Here is a 25,671-nt window from a genome sequence, read left to right on the forward strand (position 1 = left end):
TCAGGACAGCACTTCGCCGACCGCCAGCGCCAGACCGTCATGCCACCACGCGGCGAAACTGAAGACGTTGGGCGCCTTGAGAATCGTGAAGTGGTTGCCCGGCCCGTACCACACCGCCAGATCGCTGACCTGCCGCTGCCAGCCTGCAAGCACCGCCGCCTGTTCGCGCTGATTGCCCCACTCGTCCAGCGTCGGGTCATCGACCAGCACCAGCCGCACCGGCCCGCTGTAGGCCAGACGCGGTTGATAGACCGTGCGCAAGGCGCTGGCGAACGTGCGGGCCGGGCCGTGCATCGCATTCGGCGCCGCCCGCTCCGACAACACCCCGGCGCGCACCATGCCGTCGTGCAGCAGGCGCAATTGCGTGGTGTCGTCGGCGTTGGCGAAGGTCGCAGGATCGATGCCCAGCGACTTGCCACAGGACAATTGCAGGGTGTCGATCAGCCGTTGCAGCGCGGCAGTGGCGGTGTATGGCTTGCCCGCCGTGCCGTCACCGCCCGGCGCCTCGCTGTCGATCAACGTCAGCGAAGCCACCTCGCGCCCGGCCGCCTGCAACTGCGCCGCCATGGCATGCGCGACCCAGCCGCCGAACGAATGCCCGATCAGGTGCAGCGGCCCCTGTGGGTGAATCTGCTCAATGGCTTGCAGGTAGAACGCCGCAGCGGCTTCGACCGCGCTGTGCGGCACGCTGACGCCATCCAGCCCGCGAGGTTGCAGGCCGATGATCGGCCATTCCGGGCCGATCGCCTCGGTCAGATGAATGAACCCGGTGACACTGTCACCCGCCCCCGGCACACAGAAAATCGGCGCATGCCCCGGCTGCCCGGTCTGAATCGTCAGCAGCGGTTGATACGGTGTCGGCTTCGGCGTCACCAGGGTTTCCAGCGCCTGGGTAATCGCCTGACCGAGTGCCTGGATGTGCGGGTGCTTCATCATCGTCCGGTGATCGCCGGGGATGTCGATGCAACGCAGCAAGCCACTGTCGAAACGCTCTTCCCAGCCACGAGTCGGACTCGGCAATGACTGGCCGTCCATCAACTCCTGGGCACGGAACAGGTGGATCGGCTGGCTCGCCGGGCTGACCCGGTAATGCGCCAGCGCCAGACGATGCGCCGCTTCGCGATCAAAGTAATGCCAGGCGTCCGCCGCGCTGACCGTGGCCAGTTCCGGATCGGTCAGTTGCTGCGCCTGACAGCGCTCGAACAGCTCGGGGAAATCCAGTTGTTCGACTTGCGCTTCCAGTACTTGCACCGCTGCCAGCGCCGCCTCGCTGTCAGCACCAAGCATCAGCGAACGCCCACGGCAATGGCCGAGCAACTGACGCTTGTCGAGGCCCTCGCCGCTCCACATGGCCTTGTCCTGAGCCAACGGATTCGGTGCGTAGCTGTCGAGCATGCCGATGAATTCCACCGGCTCATCAAGGCCGAGCAATTGCTGGGCGACCTCATGCGCCAGCACCCCGCCGAACGACCAGCCTGCCAGCCGGTACGGCCCGTGCGGCTGCACCGAACGGATGATCCCGACCATGCGCTGCGCCATGCACTCCAGCGTGCGCAATTGCGCTTGCCCCAGCGGCACACCGGGCAGGCCGTAAATCGGGAACTCGCCACCGATGTGCTGGGCCAGGGTCGGGAAGTACACGTCGCGGCCGCTGAACTCATGCAGCAGGAACAGCGGCGTACCGTGCGTCCCGGCACGCACCACGACCAGCCCGTCAGGCTGACTGAGCGCCTCGCCCTGACTGAGCAGCGCGGCGGCAGACTCGATGCTCGGATGCTGGAACAGTTCGGCCAGCGACAGCGGCAGGCCGGCCCGTTGCAGCAGATTGATCAGCTTCACCGCCAGCAACGAATGCCCGCCCAGTTCGAAGAAGTTGTCGTGCCGTCCGACCTGTTCGACGCCGAGGACATCAGCCCAGATCTGCGCCAGCGCGGTTTCGACTTCACCCTGTGGCGCCACGTATGGGCGATTGATAACGGCGTCTGCCCCCGGTTCCGGCAGGGCCTTGCGGTCGATCTTGTCGTTCGGTGTCAGCGGCAAAGCGTCGAGCAGCACAAACGCACCCGGCACCATGTACTCCGGCAGACGCTCCAGCACATGCGCGCGCAAGGCCTCCAGACTCGGTTCTGCTGTACCCGAGCGCACGGTGTACCAGGCCACCAGACGCTCATCACGCACCATCACCACCGCCTCGCGAATCGCCGGATGTTCGATCAGCCGTGCCTCGATTTCCCCCGGCTCCAGACGCAGGCCACGCAGCTTGATCTGGAAGTCGTTGCGGCCGAGGAATTCCAGCTCGCCCTCGTGGTTGTAGCGCGCCAGATCGCCAGTGCGGTACAGGCGGTCCCCCGGCACAAACGGGCTGTCGATGAAGCGCTCGGCCTGCATCTCCGGCAAGCCGTGATAACCACGCGCTACGCCGACGCCGCCGATGTGCAACTCACCGCTGACACCTTGTGGCACCGGTTGACCGTACGCATCGAGCACGTACAGCCGAGTGTTGCTCAAGGCTGTACCGATTGGCACCACGTTGTCCGGCACCGGCATATGCGGTTCCAGCGTCCAGCCCGTGCTGTCCACCGTGGTTTCAGTCGGGCCATAGACGTTGTGCAACCGCACCCACGGCAGGCGATCGCGCACTTGGCGGGCCAGCGCCGCGCTGAGTTCGCCGCCACCGTTGAGCACATCGGTCAGGCTGGTGCACTGTTCGACGTCGTCCTGCTCGATGAACTGCTGCAACAGCGCCGGGACGAACTTGACCACCGTCACCTGATGCTCGCGAATGCTCTGCACCACATACGCCGAATCGCGGTTGCCGTCCGGTCGCGCCAGCACCAGTTGCATCCCGGAGCACAGTGGCCAGAAGATCTCCCACACCGAGCTGTCGAAGCTGAACGGCGCTTTTTGCAGCAGCGCGCCGTGTTCGGTCGGCGGACTGAGCTGCGACCCCCAATGCACCATGTTGCAGGCGCTGCGATGCTCGATCATCACGCCCTTCGGCAACCCGGTAGAACCCGAGGTGTAGATCATGTACGCAAGATTCGAAGCACTGAGGCCCGGCACTGGCGAATCGTGATCCGGCAGGTGCTGCCAGGTACTGCGGTCAAGGTCGATCACCGTCACGGCCGCGTCATCGAACAACCCGCGAGTCGCTGTTTGCACCAGCACCGCGGTCGGCGCGCTGTCCTTGAGCATGTACGCCAGGCGTTCCGCCGGGTAGCTCGGATCCAGCGGCACATAGGCACCACCGGCCTTGAGAATGCCGAGCAGACCAACGATCAGATCCAGCCCGCGCTCGACGCAGATCGCCACCCGCGCATCCGGCTGCACACCTTGCGCACGCAGGTGCTGAGCCAGACGATTGGCGCGCTGATTGAGCTCGCGATAGGTCAGGTTTCCCTGCTCCGATTGCAGCGCGATGGCGTCCGGTTTGCGCCGCACCTGCGCTTCAAACAGCGTGTGCAACGGCTGCTCAAGCGGACAATCAACGGCGCTGGCATTGAAGTCGACCAGCAAGCGCTGCTGCTCCTGCGGTGCCAACAAAGGCACTTGCGCCAGCACGGCCTGATCGTCGTTGACCAGCGCCGTCAGCAGTCGCTGGAAGTAGCCGACAAACCGCTGCACCGTCGACTCATCGAACAACGCCGTGGCGTAGCGCAACGAACCGCGAATGCCGTCGTGTGAATCGCCGAGGCTCAGCGACAGATCGAATTTCACAAAATGGCTGTCGCCGGCCACACCTTCCAGGGTCAGGTCGCCGAGGGTCAGGCTCGGATCGTCGTTGTTGTCCCAACTGAGCATGGTCTGGAACAACGCGCTGTGCGACAGGCTACGGACTGGTTTGCTGATGTCCACCACTTGCTCGAACGGCAGATCCTGATGCGCCTGTGCGTCCAGGGTTTGCGCCTTGACCCGTGCCAGCAGCGCCTCGCCGCTCGGCTCGCCCGACGTATCGATGCGCAGCGCCAGGGTGTTGACGAACATGCCGATCAGGCCTTCGATTTCGGCGCGGGTGCGGTTGGCCACCGGCGAGCCGATCACCACATCGTCCTGCCCGGACAAACGGCTGAGCAACATCGCCCAGGCGCTCATGATCACCATGTATGGCGTCACCGCACGACGCTGACACAAGGTTTTCAAACCGGCGCTCAACTGTTCATCGAGCAGCAGGTCGACGCGGCTGCCGGAGTAGTCCTGCTGTGGCGGTCGCGGACGGTCGGTGGGCAGGGTCAGCAAGGCCGGCGCGCCGGCCAGGGTCTGTTGCCAGTAATCGCTCTGGCGCTGCAGCACCTCGCCGCTGAGCCAGCGCCGTTGCCACACTGCGTAATCGGTGTATTGCAGCGCCAGCGGCGGCAACGGATCGTCTTCGCCACGGCTGAACGCCTGATACAGCGCCGCCAGCTCGCGGGTCAGCACGCCCATCGACCAGCCATCAGCGATGATGTGGTGCAGCGTCAGCAACAGCACATGATGGTCGTCAGCCAGACGCACCAGACGTCCGCGCAACAGCGCATCGTGCTGCAGATTGAACGAGGCGCAGGCCTGCTCCTCTATCAGGCCGCGCAAGGCATTGTCAGCCTGTGGGTGTTGACGCAGGTCTTCTACCGCCAGCAGCAAACTGCTCTCCGCCGGCAAAATCAGCACCTGCGGCTGATCGTCGATCTGGCTGAAGCGGCTGCGCAGGGTTTCGTGACGCTCAACGATGCGTGCCAGTGCCCGTTGCAGTGCATCTTCATCCAGCCGACCGCGCAGGCGCAGACCGACCGGGATGTTGTAGGCGCTGTGGTCGCCATCCATCTGCGCCAGGAACCACAGGCGTTGCTGGGCGAAGGACAACGGCAATAGCTGATCACGGGGTGCCGGCAAAATCTCCGGCAAGGTGCTGCGCCCCGCCCGGCTCAGCACCTCGGCGACCGCGGCCAGCTCAGGATTAGCGAACAGCTCGGCGAGTGTCAGCTCGACGCCCAACTGCTGGCGCACCTGCGACAGCATGCGCATCGCCAGCAACGAATGCCCGCCGAGCTCAAAGAAGTTGTCGTGACGACCGACTTGTTCGAGTTGCAGCAAACCGGCCCAGATCCGCGCCAAATGGTCTTCCAGCGCCGAAATCGGCGCGACATACACCCGACTGAGCAGCGCTGCCTGCGTCGGCGCCGGCAGCGCCTTGCGGTCGACCTTGCCGTTGTTGTTCAACGGCAGCACATCCAGTTGCACCCACGCGCTCGGCACCATGTATTCCGGCAGTCGCGCCAGCAACTGCGCGTGCAGATCGGCGCTGTCCAGGCGCCCGGCGTGCGCGGTGTAGTAGGCCACCAGACGGGTGATGTCCTGACCATCGCGGCGCGCCAGCACCACGGCCTCCTTGATCCCCTGGCAGTTGAGCAGGCGGTTTTCGATTTCGCCCAGTTCGATACGGAAACCGCGAATCTTCACCTGATCGTCGTTGCGCCCGATGCAATCGAGCTGCCCCGGGGCCAGCCAGCGTGCGAGGTCGCCGGTGCGATACAGCAGCGCGCCCGGCTGATCGCTGAACGGATCACGCAGGAACTTCTCGGCGGTCAGATCGGCGCGGTTCAGGTAACCCAGCGCCACGCCCTGCCCGCCGATGTACAACTCGCCGGTCACGCCCATCGGCATCGGTTGCTGATGCGCGTCGAGTACATACACTTGGGTGTTGGAGATCGGCGCGCCAATCGGCACGCTTTCGGCGTTTTCCGCCACTTCACGCACTTCGAAGGTGGTGGCGTAAGTGGTGGTTTCGGTCGGGCCGTAGCAATGCACGATGCGCAGCGCGGGCGCCTCGGCCAGCAGTCGACGGAACGCCGCCGGGTCGCCACGCTCACCGCCACACAACAGAATGCGCAAGCCTTTCAGCGCCTGCGGAATCAGCTGCACATACTGATTGAACAGCGCAGTGGTGACGAACAGCACCGTTGCCCCGGTTGCGCTCAACTCATGGCCGAACGCGTTTGGATCAAGCAAGGTCTGGTGATCGATCACCACCACGCGCCCGCCGTTGAGCAGCGGCCCCCAGATGTCCATGGTGCTGGCGTCGAACGCCGGATTGGAGGCGAACACCACGCGATCCTGCGGGTTGAAATCGGCATAACCGTTGTTCAGCACCAGACGGCCGATGGCGCGGTGCGGGACCATCACGCCTTTCGGCGTGCCGGTGGAGCCGGAGGTGTACATGATGTACGCCAGCGCCTGCGAGGACTGCGCCAGGTTCGGGTTGTGCGTCGGTTGGCCGCTGAGGGTCAAGCGGTCGAGGTCGATACGTGGCGCAGCGTAGTCGATGACTTCACGGCTGAGGGTCAGCAACGCCGCCGCGTGACAGTCCTCGACCATGAACGCCTGACGCTCGCTCGGGGCATTGATATCAAGCGGCACATAGGCCGCCGCGCACTTGGCAATCGCCAGTTGCGCCACCAGCAGCTCCAGCGAGCGTGGCAGCAGGATCGCCACGTGGTCGCCGGGCTGCACGCCCTGGCTGAGCAAGTGATGCGCCAGACGGTTGGCCTGAGCGTTCAGTTCAAAGTAGCTCAGCGAATGCTCGCCATGCACCGCCGCCACCGCTTTGGGATGCGCCGCTGCCTGCTGCTGGAAAATCCCGTGCACGGTCAGCGTTTGCGGGTACTCGCGCGCCGTGGCGTTGAAGTCGTAGAGCAAGCGCTGACGCTCAGACTCGGTGAGTAACGGCACCCGCTCCAGCACGGTCTGCTCATCGTTGACCATCGCCGCCAGCAGGCGCTGCAGGTAGCCGACATAACGCTCGACGGTCGCTTGATCGAACAACGCCGTGGCGTATTCCAGCGAACCGCGAATCACCCCGTTGACCTCACCCAGGGTCAGGGTCAGGTCGAATTTGGCCACCCGGCCCGGCGCGGCCACGCCTTCGAGGCGCAGATCGCCCAGCGCCAGGTTCGGCCCGACGCTGCTGTCCCAGCTCAGCGTGCTCTGGAACAACGGGCTGTGCGCCAGACTGCGCGCCGGCCGGGCGATTTCCACCACTTGCTCGAACGGCAGATCCTGATGCGCCTGCGCCTCCAGCGTGCGCGCCTTGACCCGTGCCAGCAGCGTGGCCACGCTCGGTTCACCCGAGGTGTCGATGCGCAGGGCCAGGGTGTTGACGAACATGCCGATCAGGCCTTCGATCTCGGCCCGGCTGCGGTTGGCCACCGGCGAGCCGATCACCACGTCGGACTGCCCGGACAAACGACTCAGCAACAGCGACCAGGCACTCATCAGGGTCATGAACAGGGTCACGCCGTGACGCTGACTCAAGGCTTTGAGCCCGGCACTCAGTTGCTCATCCAGGCGTACTTCGACGCTGCTGCCGGCAAAATCCTGCTGTGGCGGACGCGGACGGTCGGTGGGCAGGGTCAGCAACGCCGGCGCACCGTCGAGGGTCTGCTGCCAGTAATCGCTTTGCCGCTGCAATACTTCACCGCTGAGCCAGCGCCGTTGCCACACGGCATAGTCGCCGTATTGCAGCGCCAGTGGCGGCAACGGATCGGGCTGGCCCTGACTGAAAGCCTGATACAGCGCCATCAGTTCGCGGGTCAGTACGCCCATCGACCAGCCATCGGCGACGATGTGATGCACGGTCAGCAACAGCACATGGTGATCGTCAGCCAGGCGCACCAACCGTCCGCGAATCAGCGAATCGTTTTGCAGATCGAACGCCGTCGAGGCCTCCTGCGCGAGCAGCGCCTGCAAGGTGGCTTCAGCCTGCGGATCCTGGCGCAGGTCGGCAATCTGCAGCAGCAGATCGCTGTCGACCGGTGCAATCGTCACCTGCGCCTGATCGTCGACGCTGACGAAGCGGCTGCGCAGGGTTGCGTGGCGCGCAACGATCTGCGTCAGTGCGCGCAGCAAGGCTTCGACATCGAGCCGTCCATGCAGGCGCAGGCCAAGTGGAATGTTGTACGCCGAATTGCCGCCGTCCATTTGCGCCAGGAACCATAGACGTTGCTGGGCGAAGGACAGCGGCAGCGCTTGATCCGGCGCCGCCGCGACGATCTCTGGCAGCGTGCTGCGCCCGGCGCGGTTCAGCACCGCGGCCACCGCGCTGAGGTGCGGATCGGCAAACAACTCGCTCAGGGGCAGTTCGACGCCGAGACGCTGGCGCACTTGCGACAGCATGCGCATTGCCAGCAACGAATGCCCGCCGAGTTCGAAGAAGTGATCGTGGCGGCCGATCTGCTCGACTTGCAGGGTCTCGGCCCAGATCTGCGCCAATGCAATTTCCAGTTCACCCTGTGGCGCAACGTATTCGCGGGTGATCAACGCCGCAGCATCCGGTTCGGGCAAGGCTTTGCGATCGACCTTGCCGTTGTTGGTCAACGGCAAGGCATCGAGCTGCACCCAGGTACTCGGCACCATGTATTCCGGCAACTGCGCCTGCACATGCTCACGCAGGTCGGCGAGTTCCAGCGCGCCGTCGTGCGCGGTGTAGTAGGCCACCAGCCGCAACGGTTCCTGACCATCGCGCCGGGCGAGCACCACCGCTTCGTTGATCCCCGGATAGCCCAGCAGACGATTTTCGATCTCGCCGAGTTCGATGCGGAAACCACGGATTTTCACTTGATCGTCATTGCGCCCGATGCAATCGAGCTGCCCCGGCGCCAGCCAGCGCGCTAGGTCGCCGGTGCGATACAGCAGCGCGCCCGGTCGGTCGCTGAACGGATCACGCAGGAACTTCTCGGCGGTCAGATCGGCGCGGTTCAGATAACCCAGCGCCACGCCCTGCCCGCCAATGTACAACTCGCCGGTCACGCCCATCGGCACCGGCTGCTGATGCGCGTCGAGCACATACACCTGGGTGTTGGAGATCGGCCCGCCAATCGGCACGCTTTCGGCGTTTTCCGCCACTTCGTGCACTTCAAACGTGGTGGCGTAAGTGGTGGTTTCGGTCGGGCCGTAGCAATGCACGATGCGCAGTTGCGGCGCCTCGTCCCGCAAGCGGCGGAAGCTGGCCGGATCGCCGCGTTCACCGCCGCACAGAACCATGCGCAAGCCTTTCAGGGCCTGCGGAATCAGTTGCACGTACTGGTTGAACAGCGCGGTGGTGACAAACAGGATTGTCGCGCCGCTGGCGTTCAACTCATGGCCGAATGCGTTTGGATCCAGCAGGGTCTGGTGATCGATCACCACCACGCGCCCGCCGTTGAGCAATGGCCCCCAGATGTCCATGGTGCTGGCGTCGAACGCCGGGTTGGAGGCAAACGCCACGCGATCCTGCGGGTTGAAATCGGCGTAACCGTTGTTCAGCACCAGACGAGCGATGCCACGGTGCGGCACCATCACCCCCTTCGGCGTACCGGTGGAACCGGAGGTGTACATGATGTACGCCAGTGCTTCCGGGCTTTGCGCCAGGTTCGGATTGTGTGTCGGCTGACCGCTGAGCTCGAGCCGATCGAGGTCGATGCGCGGCGCGGCATAGTCGATGGCTTCGCTGCTGAGAGTCAGCAGCGCCACGGCGCGGCTGTCCTCGAGCATGAACGCCTGGCGCTCGCTCGGCGCGTTGATGTCCAGCGGCACATAGGCCGCCGCGCATTTGGCAATCGCCAGTTGCGCCACCAGCAGCTGCAGCGAGCGCGGCAACAGGATCGCCACATGAGCGCCCGGCTGTACGCCTTGAGCGATCAGGTAGTGGGCCAAGCGGTTGGCCCGATCATTCAAATCGGCATAACTCGACGTTTGCCCGCGATGCACGACAGCGATGGCGTGCGGATCTGCCGCCACTTGCCTTTCGAACAAGGCGTGCACGGTCAGCGCATGCGGGTATTCCCGCTCGGTGGCGTTGAACTCGACCAGCAATTGCCGACGTTCGTCTGGCGCCAGGATCGACACCTGGTCAACGCTCAGTTTCGGGGTCTGTTCCAGTGCCAGCAGCAGGTTGCTCACCGCCCGTTGCAGGTACTCGCAGATGCGTGCGGGATCAATGCCGGGGGCAGCCAGTGCGGTGAAGCCGAAACCTTCGCCGAGGTCATCGACACTCACGCTCAACTGGTAGTTGGTGTGCTCCTGGGTATTGAGCAGTTGCATGCCGTGCCACGCGTTCGCCGCCTCCGCGGAAGGCGTGCCGGCAGCGGCGCTGTGGCGATAGTTGAACAGCGTGCTGAACAACGGCGTGCCGGCGGGCATGCCACTGCAACGCTGGGCCAGTGCCAATTGCGCATGCTCATGGTGCAGCAGCGCGTTCAACTGTTGGTGGGTGGCGAGCGCGGCTTCCTGCGCCGAGCGTTGCCCGAGATCGACGCGCAGCGGCAAGGTGTTGATGAACACCCCCAGCGCGCGCTCGGCGCCCTCGCCCGCCTGAAACCGCCCCAGCAACACGGTGCCGAACACCACCGCGTCACGCCCGGAGAGTTTTCCCAGCACCTGCGCCCAGGCCAGATGCATCAGGCTCGCGGCGCTGATCCCCAGCCGTCGGGCCTTGGCCCTGACACGCCGACTCAGATCGAGGTCGAGTACCCGGCGTGCCTCTGCGGCGTGGCCCTCGGCAATGCTGTGCAGGCCGTACGGCGCGCTCGGTTCGCTGATATCACCCAGCATCTCGCGGAAGAAATCTTCGTGATGCTGATCGCTCATCGCCGACAGGGTATGCGCCACATAATTGCGATACGGCACCGGCTCGGCCAGACGCTGCGGCTGGCCGCTGAGGAACGCCTGCATTTCGTGTTGCAGCACCTCCAGCGCCACGTGGTCCATCACCAGGTGATGGAACAGCAACAACGCCACCACCCGCTGATTGGCGGCGTCCCACGCATGCACCACGCGCATCAGCGGCGCCTGATTGACGGCCATGCGGTACTGCGCGGCGTCGAAGCGGCGGCGCAATTGCTCCAGCACATCGCCGTCCGCGTCATTCAGTTCCAGCGCTTCGCAGGCCAGCGGCGCCGTGCGCCAGACCACTTGCACCGGGTCTTGCAGCCCGTCCCAGAACAGCGAAGTGCGCAGGATGTCGTGGCGCTGGATCACGTTCTGCAAGGCTTGAGTGAAGCTGGTCAGGCGTTGTTCATCGGCAAACGCAAACTGCGCCTGCAACACATACGGATCGCCCTGCGCGGCGGACAAATGGTGGAACAGGATGCCGGTCTGCAACGGCGCCAACGGATAAATATCCTGCACGTTGGCCACGCCGCCGGGGATGCTCGCGACGATGCGGTCAATGCTCGGCTGGTCGAGCGTCACCAGTGGCAGCAGCTCGGGAGTGATGCGCGTGCAGTCCGCAGTGATCAGGTTGGCCGCGACTTCGGCCTCCGGTTCACCGCCCACGGCAGCGGCCAGCGCGGCGAGTGTCGGCTGGTTGAACAGCACGCGGATGTCGGCGCTCAGGCCGGCACGACGCATTTTTGCCACCAGATTCACCGCCAGCAGCGAATGGCCACCGAGTTCGAAGAAATGATCGTGGCGCCCTACCCGCTCAACCTTGAGCAGTTCAGCCCAGAGCTGGGCGAGAGCGATTTCCACTTCACCGACCGGGGCTTCGTATTCACGGGCGGTCAACGCCGTCAGATCGGGGGCCGGCAGCGCCTTGCGGTCGAGTTTGCCGTTGGGGCTGAGCGGCAGTGCTTCGAGATGCACGAACACGGCGGGCACCATGTAGTCCGGCAGGTTTTCCAGTAGAAGGCTGCGCAGCGTTTCGATTTCCAGCGGTGCACCGGTGTAGTACGCCAGCAGACGTTTGTCCCCCGGCACGTCTTCGCGAGCCAATACGGCGGCTTCCTGCACGCCATCGATCTGGGTCAGGCGTGCCTGGATTTCACCGAGTTCGATGCGCAAACCACGGATCTTCACCTGATCGTCGTTACGGCCCAGGTATTCGATATTGCCGTCCGGCAGATAACGGGCGACGTCGCCGGTGCGGTACATCCGCCCATTGCTCTGGAACGGATCGGTGAGGAAGCGTTCGGCGTTCAACTGCGGACGATTCAGATAACCGCGCGCCACCTGCACGCCGCCGATGTACAGCTCGCCGACCACACCGTGCGGCACCGGTTGTTGCTGGGCATCGAGGATGTACATGCGGGTGTTGGCGATCGGTTTGCCGATCGGCGTGTTGTCCGGGGTACTTTCCAGCGGCCCGGCGCAGTTCCACGCGGTCACGTCCACTGCGGCTTCGGTCGGGCCGTAGAGGTTGTGCAATTCGCTGCTCGGCAGTTGCTGCTTGAAGCGTCGCACCACGCTGCCCGGCAATGCTTCGCCGCTGCACATGACTTGCCGCAGACTGCTGCAACGTCCGGTGTCGGCGTGGGCGAGAAACACGTCGAGCATCGACGGCACGAAGTGCAGCGTGGTGATCTGTTCGCGCTCGATGATTTCACTGAGGTACTGCGGATCCTTGTGCCCCTCGGGCCGGGCCATGACCAATCGGGCGCCGGTCATCAGCGGCCAGAAGAACTCCCAGACCGAGACGTCGAAGCTGAACGGGGTCTTTTGCAGCACCGTGTCAGTGGAACTCAGTTGGTAAGCGTCCTGCATCCATAGCAAGCGGTTGACGACCCCGCTGTGCTCATTGATCACGCCTTTCGGCTGGCCAGTGGAACCGGAGGTGTAAATGACGTAAGCGGTGTGCTGCGGGGTCAGTTCGGCAACTGAAAGGTTGTCGGCAGGCAGGGATTGCCATTGCGACTGATCCAGATCGATCACCGGCACGGAAGTGTCACCGAGCAACGAACGCGTGGTTCCCTGCACCAACACCGCCAACGGCGCGCTGTCCTCCAGCATGTACGCCAGACGTTCCAGCGGATACGCCGGATCCAGCGGCACATAACCGCCGCCGGCCTTGAGGATCGCCAGCAGCCCGACCACCATGTCCAGACCGCGTTCGACGCAGATCGCCACCCGCGCATCCGGGCCTACGCCCAACCCACGCAGATGCCGCGCCAGTTGATTGGCTCGGGCGTTGAGTTCGGTGTAGCTCAGTGACTTCTCACCCGCGACCACCGCGGGCGCCTGCGGCGAGCGCGCCACTTGCGCTTCAAAAAGGCCATGAATGGTTTGATCGAGGTTGTAATCGACCTCCGTGGCATTGAACTCGACCAGCAAGCGCTGCTGTTCTTCCTCCGCCAGCAGCGGCGCCTGTTCCAGCACTGCCTGATCGTTGGCGACCATCGCCTGCAACAGGCGCTGGAAGTAACCGACGAAACGCTCGACCGTGCTCTGGTCGAACAATGCTGTGGCGTATTCCAGTGATCCGCGAATGACGCCGCCGGACTCACTCAGGCTCAACGACAGGTCGAACTTGGCGAAGTGGCTCGGCTCGGCCACGCCTTCCAGCGTCAGTTCGCCGAGGGCCAGCGCAGGGCTTTCGAGGCCATCCCAACTGAGCAAGGTCTGGAACAACGGGCTGTGCGCCAGGCTGCGCACCGGCCGGGTGATTTCCACCACCTGCTCGAACGGCAGATCCTGATGCGCCTGCGCTTGCAGGGTTTGCGCCTTGACCCGCGCCAGCAGCGCTTCGACGCTCAGCTCGCCCGAGGTGTCGATGCGCAGAGCCAGGGTGTTGACGAACATGCCGATCAGGCCTTCGATCTCGGCGCGGGTGCGGTTGGCCACCGGCGAACCGATCACCACTTCCGCCTGCCCGGACAAGCGGCTGAGCAGCATTGCCCAGGCACTCATCAGCGTCATGTACAGGGTCACGCCGTGGCGCTGGCCCAAGGCTTTGAGCCCGGCGCTCAAGCGTTCGTCGAGCACGACGGCGACGCTGCTGCCGGCATAGTCCTGCTGCGCTGGGCGCGGCCGATCGGTCGGCAGCATCAGCAGCGCCGGGGCACCGGCGAGGGTCTGTTGCCAATATTCGCTCTGGCGCTGCAGCACTTCGCCGCTGAGCCAGCGCCGCTGCCACACCGCGTAGTCGGTGTATTGCAGCACCAGCGGCGGCAACGGATCCGGCTGACCGTGGCTGAACGCCTGATACAGCGCCATCAGTTCGCGGGTCAAAACACCCATCGACCAGCCGTCGGAGATGATGTGGTGCAGGGTCAGCAACAGCACATGGTGATCGTCGGCCAGGCGTACCAGTCGCCCGCGAATCAACGGATCGTCCTGCAAGTCGAACGGTCCGGAGGCTTCGCCCTGAATCAGCGCTTGCAGGGTGTCCTCGGGTTGCGGGTGCTGGCGCAGGTCTTCAATCCGCAGCAGCAGACCGGTGTCCACCGGGGCAATCAGCACTTGCGCTTCGTCGTTGAATTGCGCGAAGCGGCTGCGCAGGGTTTCGTGCCGGGCGACGATCCGCGCCAGCGCGCGTTGCAGCGCCGCGTCATCGAGACGGCCACGCAAACGCAGGGCCACGGGAATGTTGTAGGCGGTGTTGGCGCCTTCCATTTGCGCGAGGAACCACAGGCGTTGCTGGGCGAACGACAGCGGCAACGCACCGTCACGGGTGACCGGCACGATCTGCGGTTGCTCACTGCGCCCGGCCTCGTTGAGCACTGCCGCGACCGCCGCCAGTTCGGCGTTGGCAAACAGATCGCCCAGCGCCAGCTCGACGCCCAGGCGCTGGCGCACCTGCGAGACCATGCGCATCGCCAGCAACGAATGCCCGCCGAGTTCGAAAAAGTGATCCTGGCGCCCGACCCGCTCGACTTGCAGCACGTCGGCCCAGATCTGCGCCAGCGCGGTTTCCACCTCGCCTTCGGGCGCTGCGTACTCGCGAGTGAACAGCGCTGCCAGATCCGGCGCTGGCAAGGCCTTGCGGTCGACTTTGCCGTTGGCGGTCAGCGGCAGCGCGGCGAGTTTGACGAACGCCGTCGGCACCATGTATTCCGGCAACCGGCTGAGCAATTGCGCGCGCAACTCGCCCACCGGCAGCGCTTCGACCTGCGGCTGCTCGGTGAAGTACGCCACCAGTCGCGGCTGGCCGGGTTGATCTTCGCGGGCCAGCAACACCGCTTCCTGAATGCCCGGCAACTGGTTGAGGCAGGTTTCGATTTCCCCCAGTTCGATGCGCACGCCACGGATTTTCACCTGATCGTCGTTGCGCCCCAGGTACTCGATGTTGCCGTCCTCGCGCCAGCGTGCAAGGTCGCCGGTGCGATACATCCGCGCGTTCGGCGCGCGGCTGAACGGATCACGCAGAAAACGCTCGGCAGTCATGTCCGGGCGATTGAGGTAGCCACGAGCGACCCCGGCACCGCCAACATACAACTCGCCCGCCACGCCGATCGGCACCGGGCGCTGTTGTTCGTCGAGCAGGTACACCGTGGCGTTGCTCACCGGCTTGCCGATGTGCAGCGCATCGCCGCTTTGCACCAGACCTGAAGTCGCGACCACTGTGGCCTCGGTCGGGCCGTAGTTGTTGATCACGTCGAAATGCTGGTTGCGGTTGAACTGACGCAAGCGGTCGCCGCCGATCAGCAGCGTGCGCAGGGTCGGATGTTCGAGGTTCTGGCTGAAGGCGTATTCGGCCACCGGCGTCGGCAGGAAGCTCACGTCCAGCGGCTGTGCGCACCACCACGCGAGCAAGGCATCGATGTCTTCGCCGCCCTCGTGGGTCGGTGCCAGATGCAGGGTCGCGCCCGCGCACAAGGCCGGCCAGACTTCCCAGGCCATCGCGTCGAAGCCGAACCCGGCGAGACTTGAGGTGTGGCGACCGGCGCAGAGGTCGAACGCCGCGCAGTGCCAGTCCACCAGATTGCTCAGGGTGTGATGCTCGACCATCACACCCTTGGGCAGGCCGGTGGAGCCGGAGGTGTAGATCACGTAAGCCAGGTTTTCGGTACTCAGGCCGGGAACGCGCGGATTATGGGTCACGCCCTGCGCCCAGTTGCAGCGGTCGAGTTCGAGTACCGGCACGGTCAGCGTCGGCAAGCGCTCGCGCAGATTGTTTTGGGTCAGCACCGCCACCGGCGCGCTGTCGTCGAGCAGGTAATTCAAGCGCTCCGCAGGGTGTGCCGGATCAATCGGTACATAGCCGGCGCCCGTCTTGAGGATCGCCACCAGCCCGACCAGGGTGTCCAGCCCGCGGCGGGCGACGATCGCCACGCGGTCATCCGGTTTCACGCCCAGGCTGATCAGATGCTGCGCCAGGGCGTTGGCCTGACGGTTGAGTTCGGCGTAGGTCAGTTGCGCGTCGGCAAACACTGCCGCCAGCGCGTCCGGCCGTTCGGCCGCCTGCGCCTCGAAACGCTGCTGGAGGGTCTGTGCCGTCGGAAAATCCACTTGGGTGGCATTGAAGCCGAGCAGCACCTGTTCAAGCTCAGCCGCCGGCAGAATCGGCAATTGATTGACCGGTGTCTGCGGCGCCTGCTCCAGCGCGAGCACGAGGTTTTCCAGCGCGCAGTGCAGGTAGTCGCAGATGCGCTGCGGATCGGTCTGGGTGCTGGCCAGCAGGGTCAGGCTGAAGGCGTCACCGAGGTCATCGACACTCAGGGTCAGCGGATAGTTGCTGCGCTCTTCGGAGTGCAACGTGGAGATACCGTCCCACGCCGCGAGGGTTTCGGCGCTGGCAGTGGTCACGTTGTGGCTGTGACGATAATTGAGCAGTGTGCTGAACAGCGGCGTCGGCGCCACCACATTACTGCAGCGTTGAGCCAGGGCCAGCGGTGCGTGTTCGTGACGCATCAGCGTGGTCAACCGTGCGTGGGTGGCGTTGACCGCCGCGCGCACATCCTGCCCGTCGATGTTCACCCGCAAGGGCAAGGTGTTGATGAAAATCCCCAGCGCCCGATCAATCGCTTCGGCGCCTTGCATGCGGCCCATCAGCACCGTACCGAATACCACTTGCTGCTTACCGGTCAGCGCGGCCAGCACCTGCGCCCAGCCGAGATGGAACAGGCTGGCGACACTGACCCCGAGCGTCCGTGCCTGCGCCCGCAGACGCTGGCCCAATAGCGCCGCGACCGGCACGCTGAGTTCGACGATTTCGCTGCCGTCACCCTGCACGTCCTGCAGGCCGTAAGGCAGCGTCGGTTCGTCGATGTCGCTGAGCATCTCGCGGAAAAACGCCTCGTGCTCGGCTTCGCTGACACCCAGACGCGCCTGCGCCACGTAATTGCGAAACGGCACCGGGCGCCCGAGCAACTCACTTTGCCCGGTGAGGCAGGCACGCATTTCGTGGCGCACCACGTCGAGGGCCGAGTGGTCGAGCGCCATGTGATGGAACAACAGCGTGGCGATCACCCGTTGCCCGGCCTCATCCCAGGCGTGGGCCAGACGCATCAGCGGCGCCTGGGTAACGTCGAGGCGGAAATGCCGGGCGTCGAAGCGCTCGTGCAGATACGCCAGCACGTCGTCATTTGCATCAGGCAACGTCACCTCTTCCACCGGCAGTTCGGCGCGACGCCAGACCACCTGCAGCGGCGCGTCCAGACCTGCCCAATGCACAGCGGTGCGCAGAATGTCATGGCGATCGATCACGCTTTGCAGCGCTTGAGCGAACGCTTGAAAACGCTCACGGCTGGCAAAGGCGAAATGCGATTGCATGACATACGGATCACCGTCACCGCCACTGACGTGGTGATAAAGAATGCCTTCCTGCAGCGGCGCCAGCGGGTAGATGTCCTGCACGTTGGCCGCGCCGCCAGGGACTTGTGCGACGAGGTGGTCGATGGTGGTTTGGTCGAGCTCGACCAGCGTCAGCATCGCCGGGGTGATGCGCGTGGTGCCCGCAACGATGCCGTTGGCCGGCACCTCGACCTGGCCGTGCTTGCTGGCCGAGTATTGCCCGGCCTTGATCAGCTCGATCAGCGCCGGTTTGTGCTCGCGCAACAGCGCCAGCAACGCCGGGTCGTTCAACGCCTGCTTGTTGCCGTTGACCCGCAATTGGTCGTCCGCGACCGCCAGCTGAATATCTTTAGCCTTCAATGTGGCCAACAGTTCGATCACGTTCACAGGACGATCTCCATTCGTTCGGTAATTGCGGCGTAGCCGGCCAGCGTCGGATGTTCGAACAGCGACCTGACATCGGCTTCCATGCCTTCCTGACGCAGCCGGCCGATCAGACTGACCGCCAGCAGCGAGTGACCACCCAGTTCAAAGAAATGATCGTTGCGCCCTACCCGCTCAACGTTGAGCAACTCGGCCCAGAGCCGTGCGAGGGTGATTTCCACGTCGCCCACCGGGGCTTCGTATTCGCGCACCGGCAATGCCGCCTGATCCGGCACCGGCAGCGCTTTGCGGTCGAGTTTGCCGTTGGGACTCAGCGGCAGTGCATCGAGATGCACGAACACGGCGGGCACCATGTAGTCCGGCAGATTTTCCAGCAGACGGCTGCGTAGCACGTCGGTCTCCAGCCGTGCGCCGGTGTAGTACGCCACCAGACGTTTGTCCCCCGGCACGTCTTCGCGAGCCAATACGGCGGCTTCCTGCACGCCATCGATCTGGGTCAGGCGTGCCTGAATTTCGCCGAGCTCGATGCGCAGGCCACGGATCTTCACCTGATCGTCGTTGCGGCCCAGATACTCGATATTGCCGTCCGCCAGATAACGGGCGACATCGCCAGTGCGGTACATCCGCCCATTGGCCTGGAACGGATCGTCGAGGAAGCGCTCGGCGTTCAGTTCCGGGCGATTCAGATAACCCCGCGCCACTTGTACGCCTCCGATGTACAACTCGCCGACCACGCCGTGCGGCACCGGTTGTTGCTGGGCATCGAGGATGTACATGCGGGTGTTGGCGATCGGTTTGCCGATCGGCGTGTTGTCCGGAGTGCTTTCCAGCGGCCCGGCGCAGTTCCACGCGGTCACGTCCACTGCGGCTTCGGTCGGGCCGTAGAGGTTGTGCAATTGGCTGCCCGGCAGTTGCTGCTTGAAGCGCCGCACCACACTGCCCGGCAACGCTTCGCCGCTGCACATGACTTGCCGCAGACTGCTGCAACGTGCGCTGTCACCGTGGGCGAGAAACACATCGAGCATCGACGGTACAAAGTGCAGCGTGGTGATGTGCTCGCGCTCGATGATTTCGCTGAGATACAGCGGATCCTTGTGCCCCTCGGGCCGGGCCATGACCAATCGAGCGCCGGTCATCAACGGCCAGAAAAACTCCCAGACCGAGACGTCGAAGCTGAACGGGGTCTTCTGCAACACCGTGTCGGCTGCCGTCAGTTGGTAAGCGTCCTGCATCCACAGCAAACGGTTGACCACCCCGCTGTGTTCATTGATCACGCCTTTCGGTTGGCCGGTGGAGCCGGAGGTGTAAATCACGTAAGCCGTGTGCTGCGGGGTCAGTTCAACGAGCGAAAAATTGTCCGTTGGCAGCGCTTGCCAGTGCGGCTGATCCAGATCGACCACCGGCACCGAAACGTCACCGAGCAACGAACGCGTGGTTCCCTGCACCAGCACCGCCAGCGGCGCGCTGTCTTCCAGCATGTACGCCAGACGCTCCAGCGGATACGCCGGATCCAACGGCACATAACCGCCGCCGGCCTTGAGGATCGCCAGCAGCCCGACCACCATGTCCAGACCGCGCTCGACGCAGATTGCCACCCGCGCGTCCGGCCCTACGCCCAATCCGCGCAGGTGCCGCGCCAGTTGATTGGCCCGGGCGTTGAGTTCGGCGTAGCTCAGTGGCTGCTCACCCGCGACCACGGCGGGCGCCTGCGGCGAACGCTGCACCTGCGCCTCGAACAGACCGTGAATGGTCTGCTCAAGGTTGTAATCGACCTCCGTGGCATTCAGGCCAGACAGCAACTGCTGACGCTCGCTATCCGGAATCACCGGCAGGCGGTTCAAGGCCTGCTGCGGTGTCTGCTCCAGTGCCTCGACCAGTTCCGCCAACACCTGCTGCATGTAGCCACACACCCGCGCCGCACCAATGCGCGAAGGCGTCATGACGGTGAGGATAAAACCTTCGCCCAAGTCATCGACATTGAGACTCAGTGGGTAGTTGGTGCGCTCTTCGCTGGAAAGATTTTCGATGCCCTGCCAGGTAAGGCGATTGGCCTGCTGCTGTTCTGCGCTGACGCTGTGCCGGTAATTGAGCATCGCGCTGAACAGCGGTGACGGCGCCGCCACCCCGCTGCAGCGCTGGGCCAGTGCCAGTGATGCGTGCTCATGGCCGAGCAACGCGGTCAGTTGCGCATGAGTGGCACGCACCCCGGCACGCACCGAAACATCGCCCAGATCCACCCGCAACGGCAGCGTATTGATGAACATCCCCAGACCGCGATCGGCGCCGGTGCCGCCCTGCATCCGCCCCAGCAGCACGGTGCCGAACACCACGCGCTCGTGCCCCGAGGTCGCTGCCAGCACTCGGGCATAGGCCAGATGGAACAGACTGGCGACACTCACGCCCATCTGCCGCGCCTGGCTGCGCAAGCGCCGCGCCAGGGCTTCGGGCACGTTCTGCCGGACTTCTTCGATATCCTGCCCGTCGCCGCGCACCTCCAGTAGCCCGAACGGCAGCGTCGGCTCGTCGATGTCACCGAGCATCGCGCGGAAGAACGCTTCGTGTTCCTGCTCACTGACGCCCAGCCGGGTCTGCGCCACGTAGTTGCGATACGACACGGCCGGCAGCAGTGCTTCGTCGTGGCCAAAGAGGATCGCTTGCATTTCCTCCTGCACCACGGCCAGCGCCGTGTGGTCCATGGCGATGTGATGGAACAGCAGCATGGCGACCACCCGGTGGTTGGCCGGGTCCTGCGCATACACCAGGCGAATCAACGGCGCCTGACTGAGGTCGATGCGGAAATGCCGCGCGTCGAAACGCTCGTACAACTGCGCCAGAACATCACCGGCCGCCGGGTCGAGGGCCACTTCCTGCACCGGCAGCTCAGCGTCGCGCCAGACCACTTGCACCGGCGTCGCCAACCCCTCCCAGACCACTCCGGTGCGCAGAATGTCGTGACGACTCATGACCTGACGCAGCGCGGCGGCAAAGGCCTGCAAGCGTTCGAGGCTGTCGAACGCCAGGCGCGATTGCAGCAGGTACGGATCACCCTGTGCGGCGCTCAAGTGGTGATACAAAATGCCTTCCTGCAATGGCGCCAGCGGATAAATGTCCTGCACATTGGCGGCACCGCCCGGCACCGTGGCCACGATACGCTCGATGCTGGCCTGATCCAGTTGCAGCAGGGTCAGCATATCTGGCGTGATATGCGTGCAACCGAGTGGAATCAGGTTGGCCGGCACCGCGACTTCGCGACCACTGCCGACGGCGGCGGCCAGCGCGGCGAGCGTTGGCTGGCTGAACAGCACGCGCACGTCGGTGCTCAGGCCGAGCTGACGCATGCGCTCGATCAGGGTCACCGCCAGCAACGAATGCCCGCCCAGCTCAAAGAAGTTGTCGTGCCGCCCGACTTGTTCAACTTGCAGCACCTCGGCCCAGACCTGCGCCAGCGCGGTTTCCACCGGCCCTTGCGGGGCTTCGTATGCGCGACTGAGCCAGGCATCCTGATCCGGTTCGGGCAAGGCTTTGCGGTCGAGTTTGCCGTTGGCGGTCAGCGGCAGCGCGTCAAGCCGCACGTAGGCTGCCGGCAGCATTGCTTGCGGCAAACGTGCTTGCAGTTGCCCGCGCAGATCTTCGATTTCTACCGCAGTGCGCGCAGTGAACCAGGCGATCAACCGCGCCTCGCGCACCAGCACCACCGCGTCCTGCACCGCCGGATGGCTGGACAGCGCGGCTTCGATTTCACCCAGTTCCACCCGCACGCCGCGCAGTTTGACCTGATCATCGTTACGCCCCAGGTACTCGATATTGCCGTCGGCCAGCCAGCGCGCGAGGTCGCCAGTGCGGTACATGCGCGCCTGCGGTTCGTCGCTGAACGGGTCTTCGAGGAAACGTTCGGCGGTCAGCTCGGGGCGGTTCAGATAACCACGGGCCACACCCGCGCCACCGACGTACAACTCGCCCGCCACGCCAACCGGCACCGGACGCTGCTGCTCATCGAGCAGGTAGACCCTGGCGTTGCTCATCGGCCGGCCGATATGCAGCAGCTGTCCGGCATGGATCTGCCCGGAGGTCGCGACCACCGTGGCCTCGGTCGGGCCGTAGTTGTTGATGACATCAAAGGTCTGAGCGCCCGCGAACTGCCGCAACCTGTCGCCACCGATCAACAGCGTGCGCAAGGTCGGGTGCCCCAGTTCACGACTGAAGGCGTACTCGGCAATCGGCGTCGGCAGGAAGCTCACCTGCAACGGTTGTGCGCGCCACCAGTCGAGCAGGTCATCGAGGTGTTCGTTGCTGATCGACGGCGGCGGCAGGTGCAGGGTCGCGCCGACACACAGCGCCGGCCAGACCTCCCAGGCCATTGCGTCGAAACCGCAACCGGCGACGCTGGCGGTGTGGCTGCCGGCGCGCAGGTCGAACGCCTCGCAGTGCCAGTGCACAAGGTTTTCCAGGGTCGCGTGTTCGACCATCACGCCTTTCGGCTGACCGGTCGAACCGGAGGTGTAGATCACGTAGGCCAGATGCGCCGGGGTCAGCGACGGCAGTTGCGGATTGGTCTGCGGCAGGTGTTGCCAGAGGGCGTTGTCCAGATCGATCACCGGCACCCGGCCCAGCAACTCGCGGGTCGCGCCCTGCGCCAGCACCGCCACCGGATCGCTGTCCTGCAACAGGTAGGCAATGCGCTCCGCCGGGTACGCCGGGTCGATTGGCACGTAACCGGCGCCGGCCTTGAGAATCGCCAGCAGCGCCACCAGCATCTGCGGGCTGCGTTGCAGGCACACGGCAATCCGGTCGTCCGGTTGCACACCGAGGCCGAGCAAGTGATGGGCCAAGCGATTGGCCTGCTGATTGAGCTGCGTGTAGGTCAGTTGCTGCGTGCCCTGCACCACCGCCAGCGCCTGTGGCTGCTGCTCGGCCTGCACTTGCACCAGCGCCTGAATCGTTGCCCCGCGCGGGTATGCCGCCGCCGTCGGGTTGAACCCGACCAGCAAGCGCTCGTATTCCTCCACCGAAAGAATCGGCAAACGGTTGAGCGGACGTTGCGGCGCCTGTTCCAGCGCATGCACCAGATGCTCCAGCGCGGTGTGCATGTAGCCACAGATCCGTTGCGCGCCGATCTGCGCCAACGCCAGCACGGACAGGGAAAAGTCTTCGCCCAGATCGTCGACGCTGAGAGTCAGCGGATAGTTGCTGCGCTCTTCGCCACCGAGCAATTGCACGCCTTCCCAGATGCCCTGACCGTCATGCGGCTGCGCTTCGGCAGCGGTATGCCGGTAGTTGAGCAAGGCGCTGAACAGCGGCGCCCCGGACACCGCGCTGCAACGCTGGGCCAGCGCCAGTGGCGCGTGTTCATGGGCCAGCAGCGCGGTCAGCCGTGCGTGGGTAGTCTTGACCGCAGCGCGCACGCCTTCGCTGACATCCACCCGCAGCGGCAAGGTGTTGATGAACACGCCGAGGGTGCGATCCGCGCCCTCACCGCCCTGCATGCGCCCCAGCAGCACCGTGCCGAACACCACGTCGCGGCGGTTGGCAAGCACGCCCAGCACTTGCGCCCAGGCCAGGTGCATCAGGCTCGCCGGGCTGACACCCAGCTGCCGGGCCTGCTCGCGCAGACGCAGGGTCAACCCGGCCTCCACGGCTTGCTCGGCTTCCTCGATGGCGCCGCCATCGCCTTGCACGTCGTGCAGACCGAATGGCAGGGTCGGTTCGTCGATATCGCCGAGCATGTCGCGGAAGAACGCTTCGTGCTCCTGCTCGCTGGCACCCAGACGCGCCTGCGCCACGTAGTTGCGGTACGGCATCGGCGTGCCGAGGCTCTCGGCCTGATTGAACATGAACGCGCGCATTTCCTGGCCCACCACCTCCATGGCGGTGTGGTCGAGGATCAAATGCTGGAACAGGATGATCGCCACCACCCGCTGCTGCGCCGGGTCCTCGGCGTAGACGATGCGCATCAGCGGCGCCTGGCTCAGGTCAAGACGGTTGTACCGGGCGTCGAAACGCGCGTGCAACTGTTCGAGCACATCACCCTGCGCCGCATCCAGCGCCACCGCTTGCACCACCAGCCGCGCCTCGCGCCAGACCACTTGCTGCGGGCTCGCCAAGCCTTCCCAGACCACGCTGGTGCGCAGAATGTCGTGACGGGCAATGACCTTTTGCAGGTTGTCGGCAAAACCCTGCAAACGCTCAAGACTGTCGAACGCCAGCCGCGATTGCAGCAGGTACGGATCGCCCTGTTCGGCGCTCAGGTGGTGATAAAGAATGCCTTCCTGCAACGGTGCCAGCGGATAGATGTCCTGCACGTTGGCAGCCCCGCCCGGCACGGTGGCGACGATGCGCTCGATGCTGGCCTGATCGAGTTCAGTCAGGCTGAGCAGGTCCGGGGTGATGCGGGTGCAGCCCGGCGGAATGCGATTGGCCGGCACGTCGATTTCGCGCCCGCTGCCCACGGCGGCGGCCAGTGCAGCGAGGGTCGGCTGGCTGAACAGCACGCGGACATCGGCGCTGAGGCCGATCTGCCGCATGCGTTCGATCAGGCTCACCGCCAACAGCGAATGCCCGCCCAGTTCGAAGAAATTATCCTGACGCCCCACCCGCTCGACTTTCAGCACGTCGATCCAGATCTGCGCCAGCGCGGTTTCCACCGCACCTTGTGGCGCTTCATATTCGCGGCTGAGCCATGCGCCGTGCTCCGGCTCCGGCTCCGGCAAGGCCTTGCGGTCGATCTTGCCGTTGGCGGTCAACGGCAGCGCATCCAGCCGCACGTAAGCCGCCGGCAGCAGCGCATCCGGCAAGCGCGCCTGCAAATGCGTGTGCAACTGTTGAATATCGAACGCCGTGCGCTCGGTGAACCACGCAATCAGCCGCCCGTCGCGGACCAGCACCACGGCTTCCTGCAGCGCAGCGTGGCTGCCGAGCGCGGCTTCGATTTCACCCAATTCAATACGCACACCACGCAACTTGACCTGATCATCGTTGCGCCCCAGGTACTCGATGTTACCGTCGGCCAGCCAACGCGCCTGATCGCCGGTGCGGTACATGCGCGCCTGTGGCTCGTCGCTGAATGGGTCGAACAGGAAGTGCCCAGCGCTCAGCTCGGGACGATTCAGATAACCGCGCGCCACGCCGGCCCCGCCAACATACAACTCGCCCGCCACACCCACCGGCACCGGACGCTGCTCAGCGTCCAGCACATAGATTTTGGCGTTGGCAATCGGGCGGCCGATATGCAGCGGCTGATCCAGTTCGACCCGGCCCGAGGTGGCGACCACCGTGGCTTCGGTCGGGCCATAGTTGTTGATCACGTCGAAGGTTTGCGCACGATTGAACTGACGCAGGCGGTCACCGCCGATCAGCAGCGTACGCAAGGTCGGGTGCTGCAACTGCCGGCTGAACGCGTATTCGGCCACCGGCGTCGGCAGGAAGCTGACCTGCAACGGCTGCGCACACCACCAGTCGAGCAACTCGTCGAGGTGCTCGTTGCGGATCGACTGCGGCGGCAGGTGCAAGGTCGCGCCAACGCACAGCGCCGGCCAGACTTCCCAGGCCATCGCATCGAAACCGAAGCCGGCGACACTCGCGGTCTGGCTGCTGGCCTGCAAATCAAAAGCTTCAGCGTGCCAGTGCACGAGGTTTTCCAGGGTCGCATGCTCGACCATCACGCCTTTCGGTTGGCCGGTGGAGCCGGAGGTGTAGATCACGTAAGCCAGATGGTTCGGCGTCAATGCCGGCACCTGCGGATTGGTATCCGACAGGTGCTGCCAGAGGTCGTTGTCCAGATCGATGACCGGCACGCCGCCGAGCAGATCGCGAGTCGATGCCTGCGCCACGACC

2 protein-coding genes (1 of these 2 cut by a window edge) are annotated in these 25,671 nt (G+C 64.8%); both read right to left on the reverse strand.

Annotated elements, in window-relative coordinates; translation table 11 throughout:
* Complete coding sequence (locus ABV589_RS02830; protein WP_367084770.1) at positions 1-17,844, reverse strand: non-ribosomal peptide synthase/polyketide synthase; 17,844 nt, start codon at positions 17,842-17,844, stop codon at positions 1-3.
* A protein-coding gene (locus tag ABV589_RS02835) for an amino acid adenylation domain-containing protein (RefSeq protein WP_367084771.1) crosses the window boundary here: on the reverse strand, positions 17,841-25,671 show its 3' portion. It continues 5,189 nt past the right edge of the window; 7,831 of the gene's 13,020 nt are visible here — the last part of the coding sequence; the start codon falls outside the window, past its right edge; its stop codon occupies positions 17,841-17,843. The genes ABV589_RS02830 and ABV589_RS02835 overlap by 4 nt, the downstream gene beginning before the upstream one ends.

Origin of the sequence: Pseudomonas sp. HOU2, from assembly GCF_040729435.1 — a bacterium.
Taxonomy (GTDB): Bacteria; Pseudomonadota; Gammaproteobacteria; order Pseudomonadales; family Pseudomonadaceae; genus Aquipseudomonas.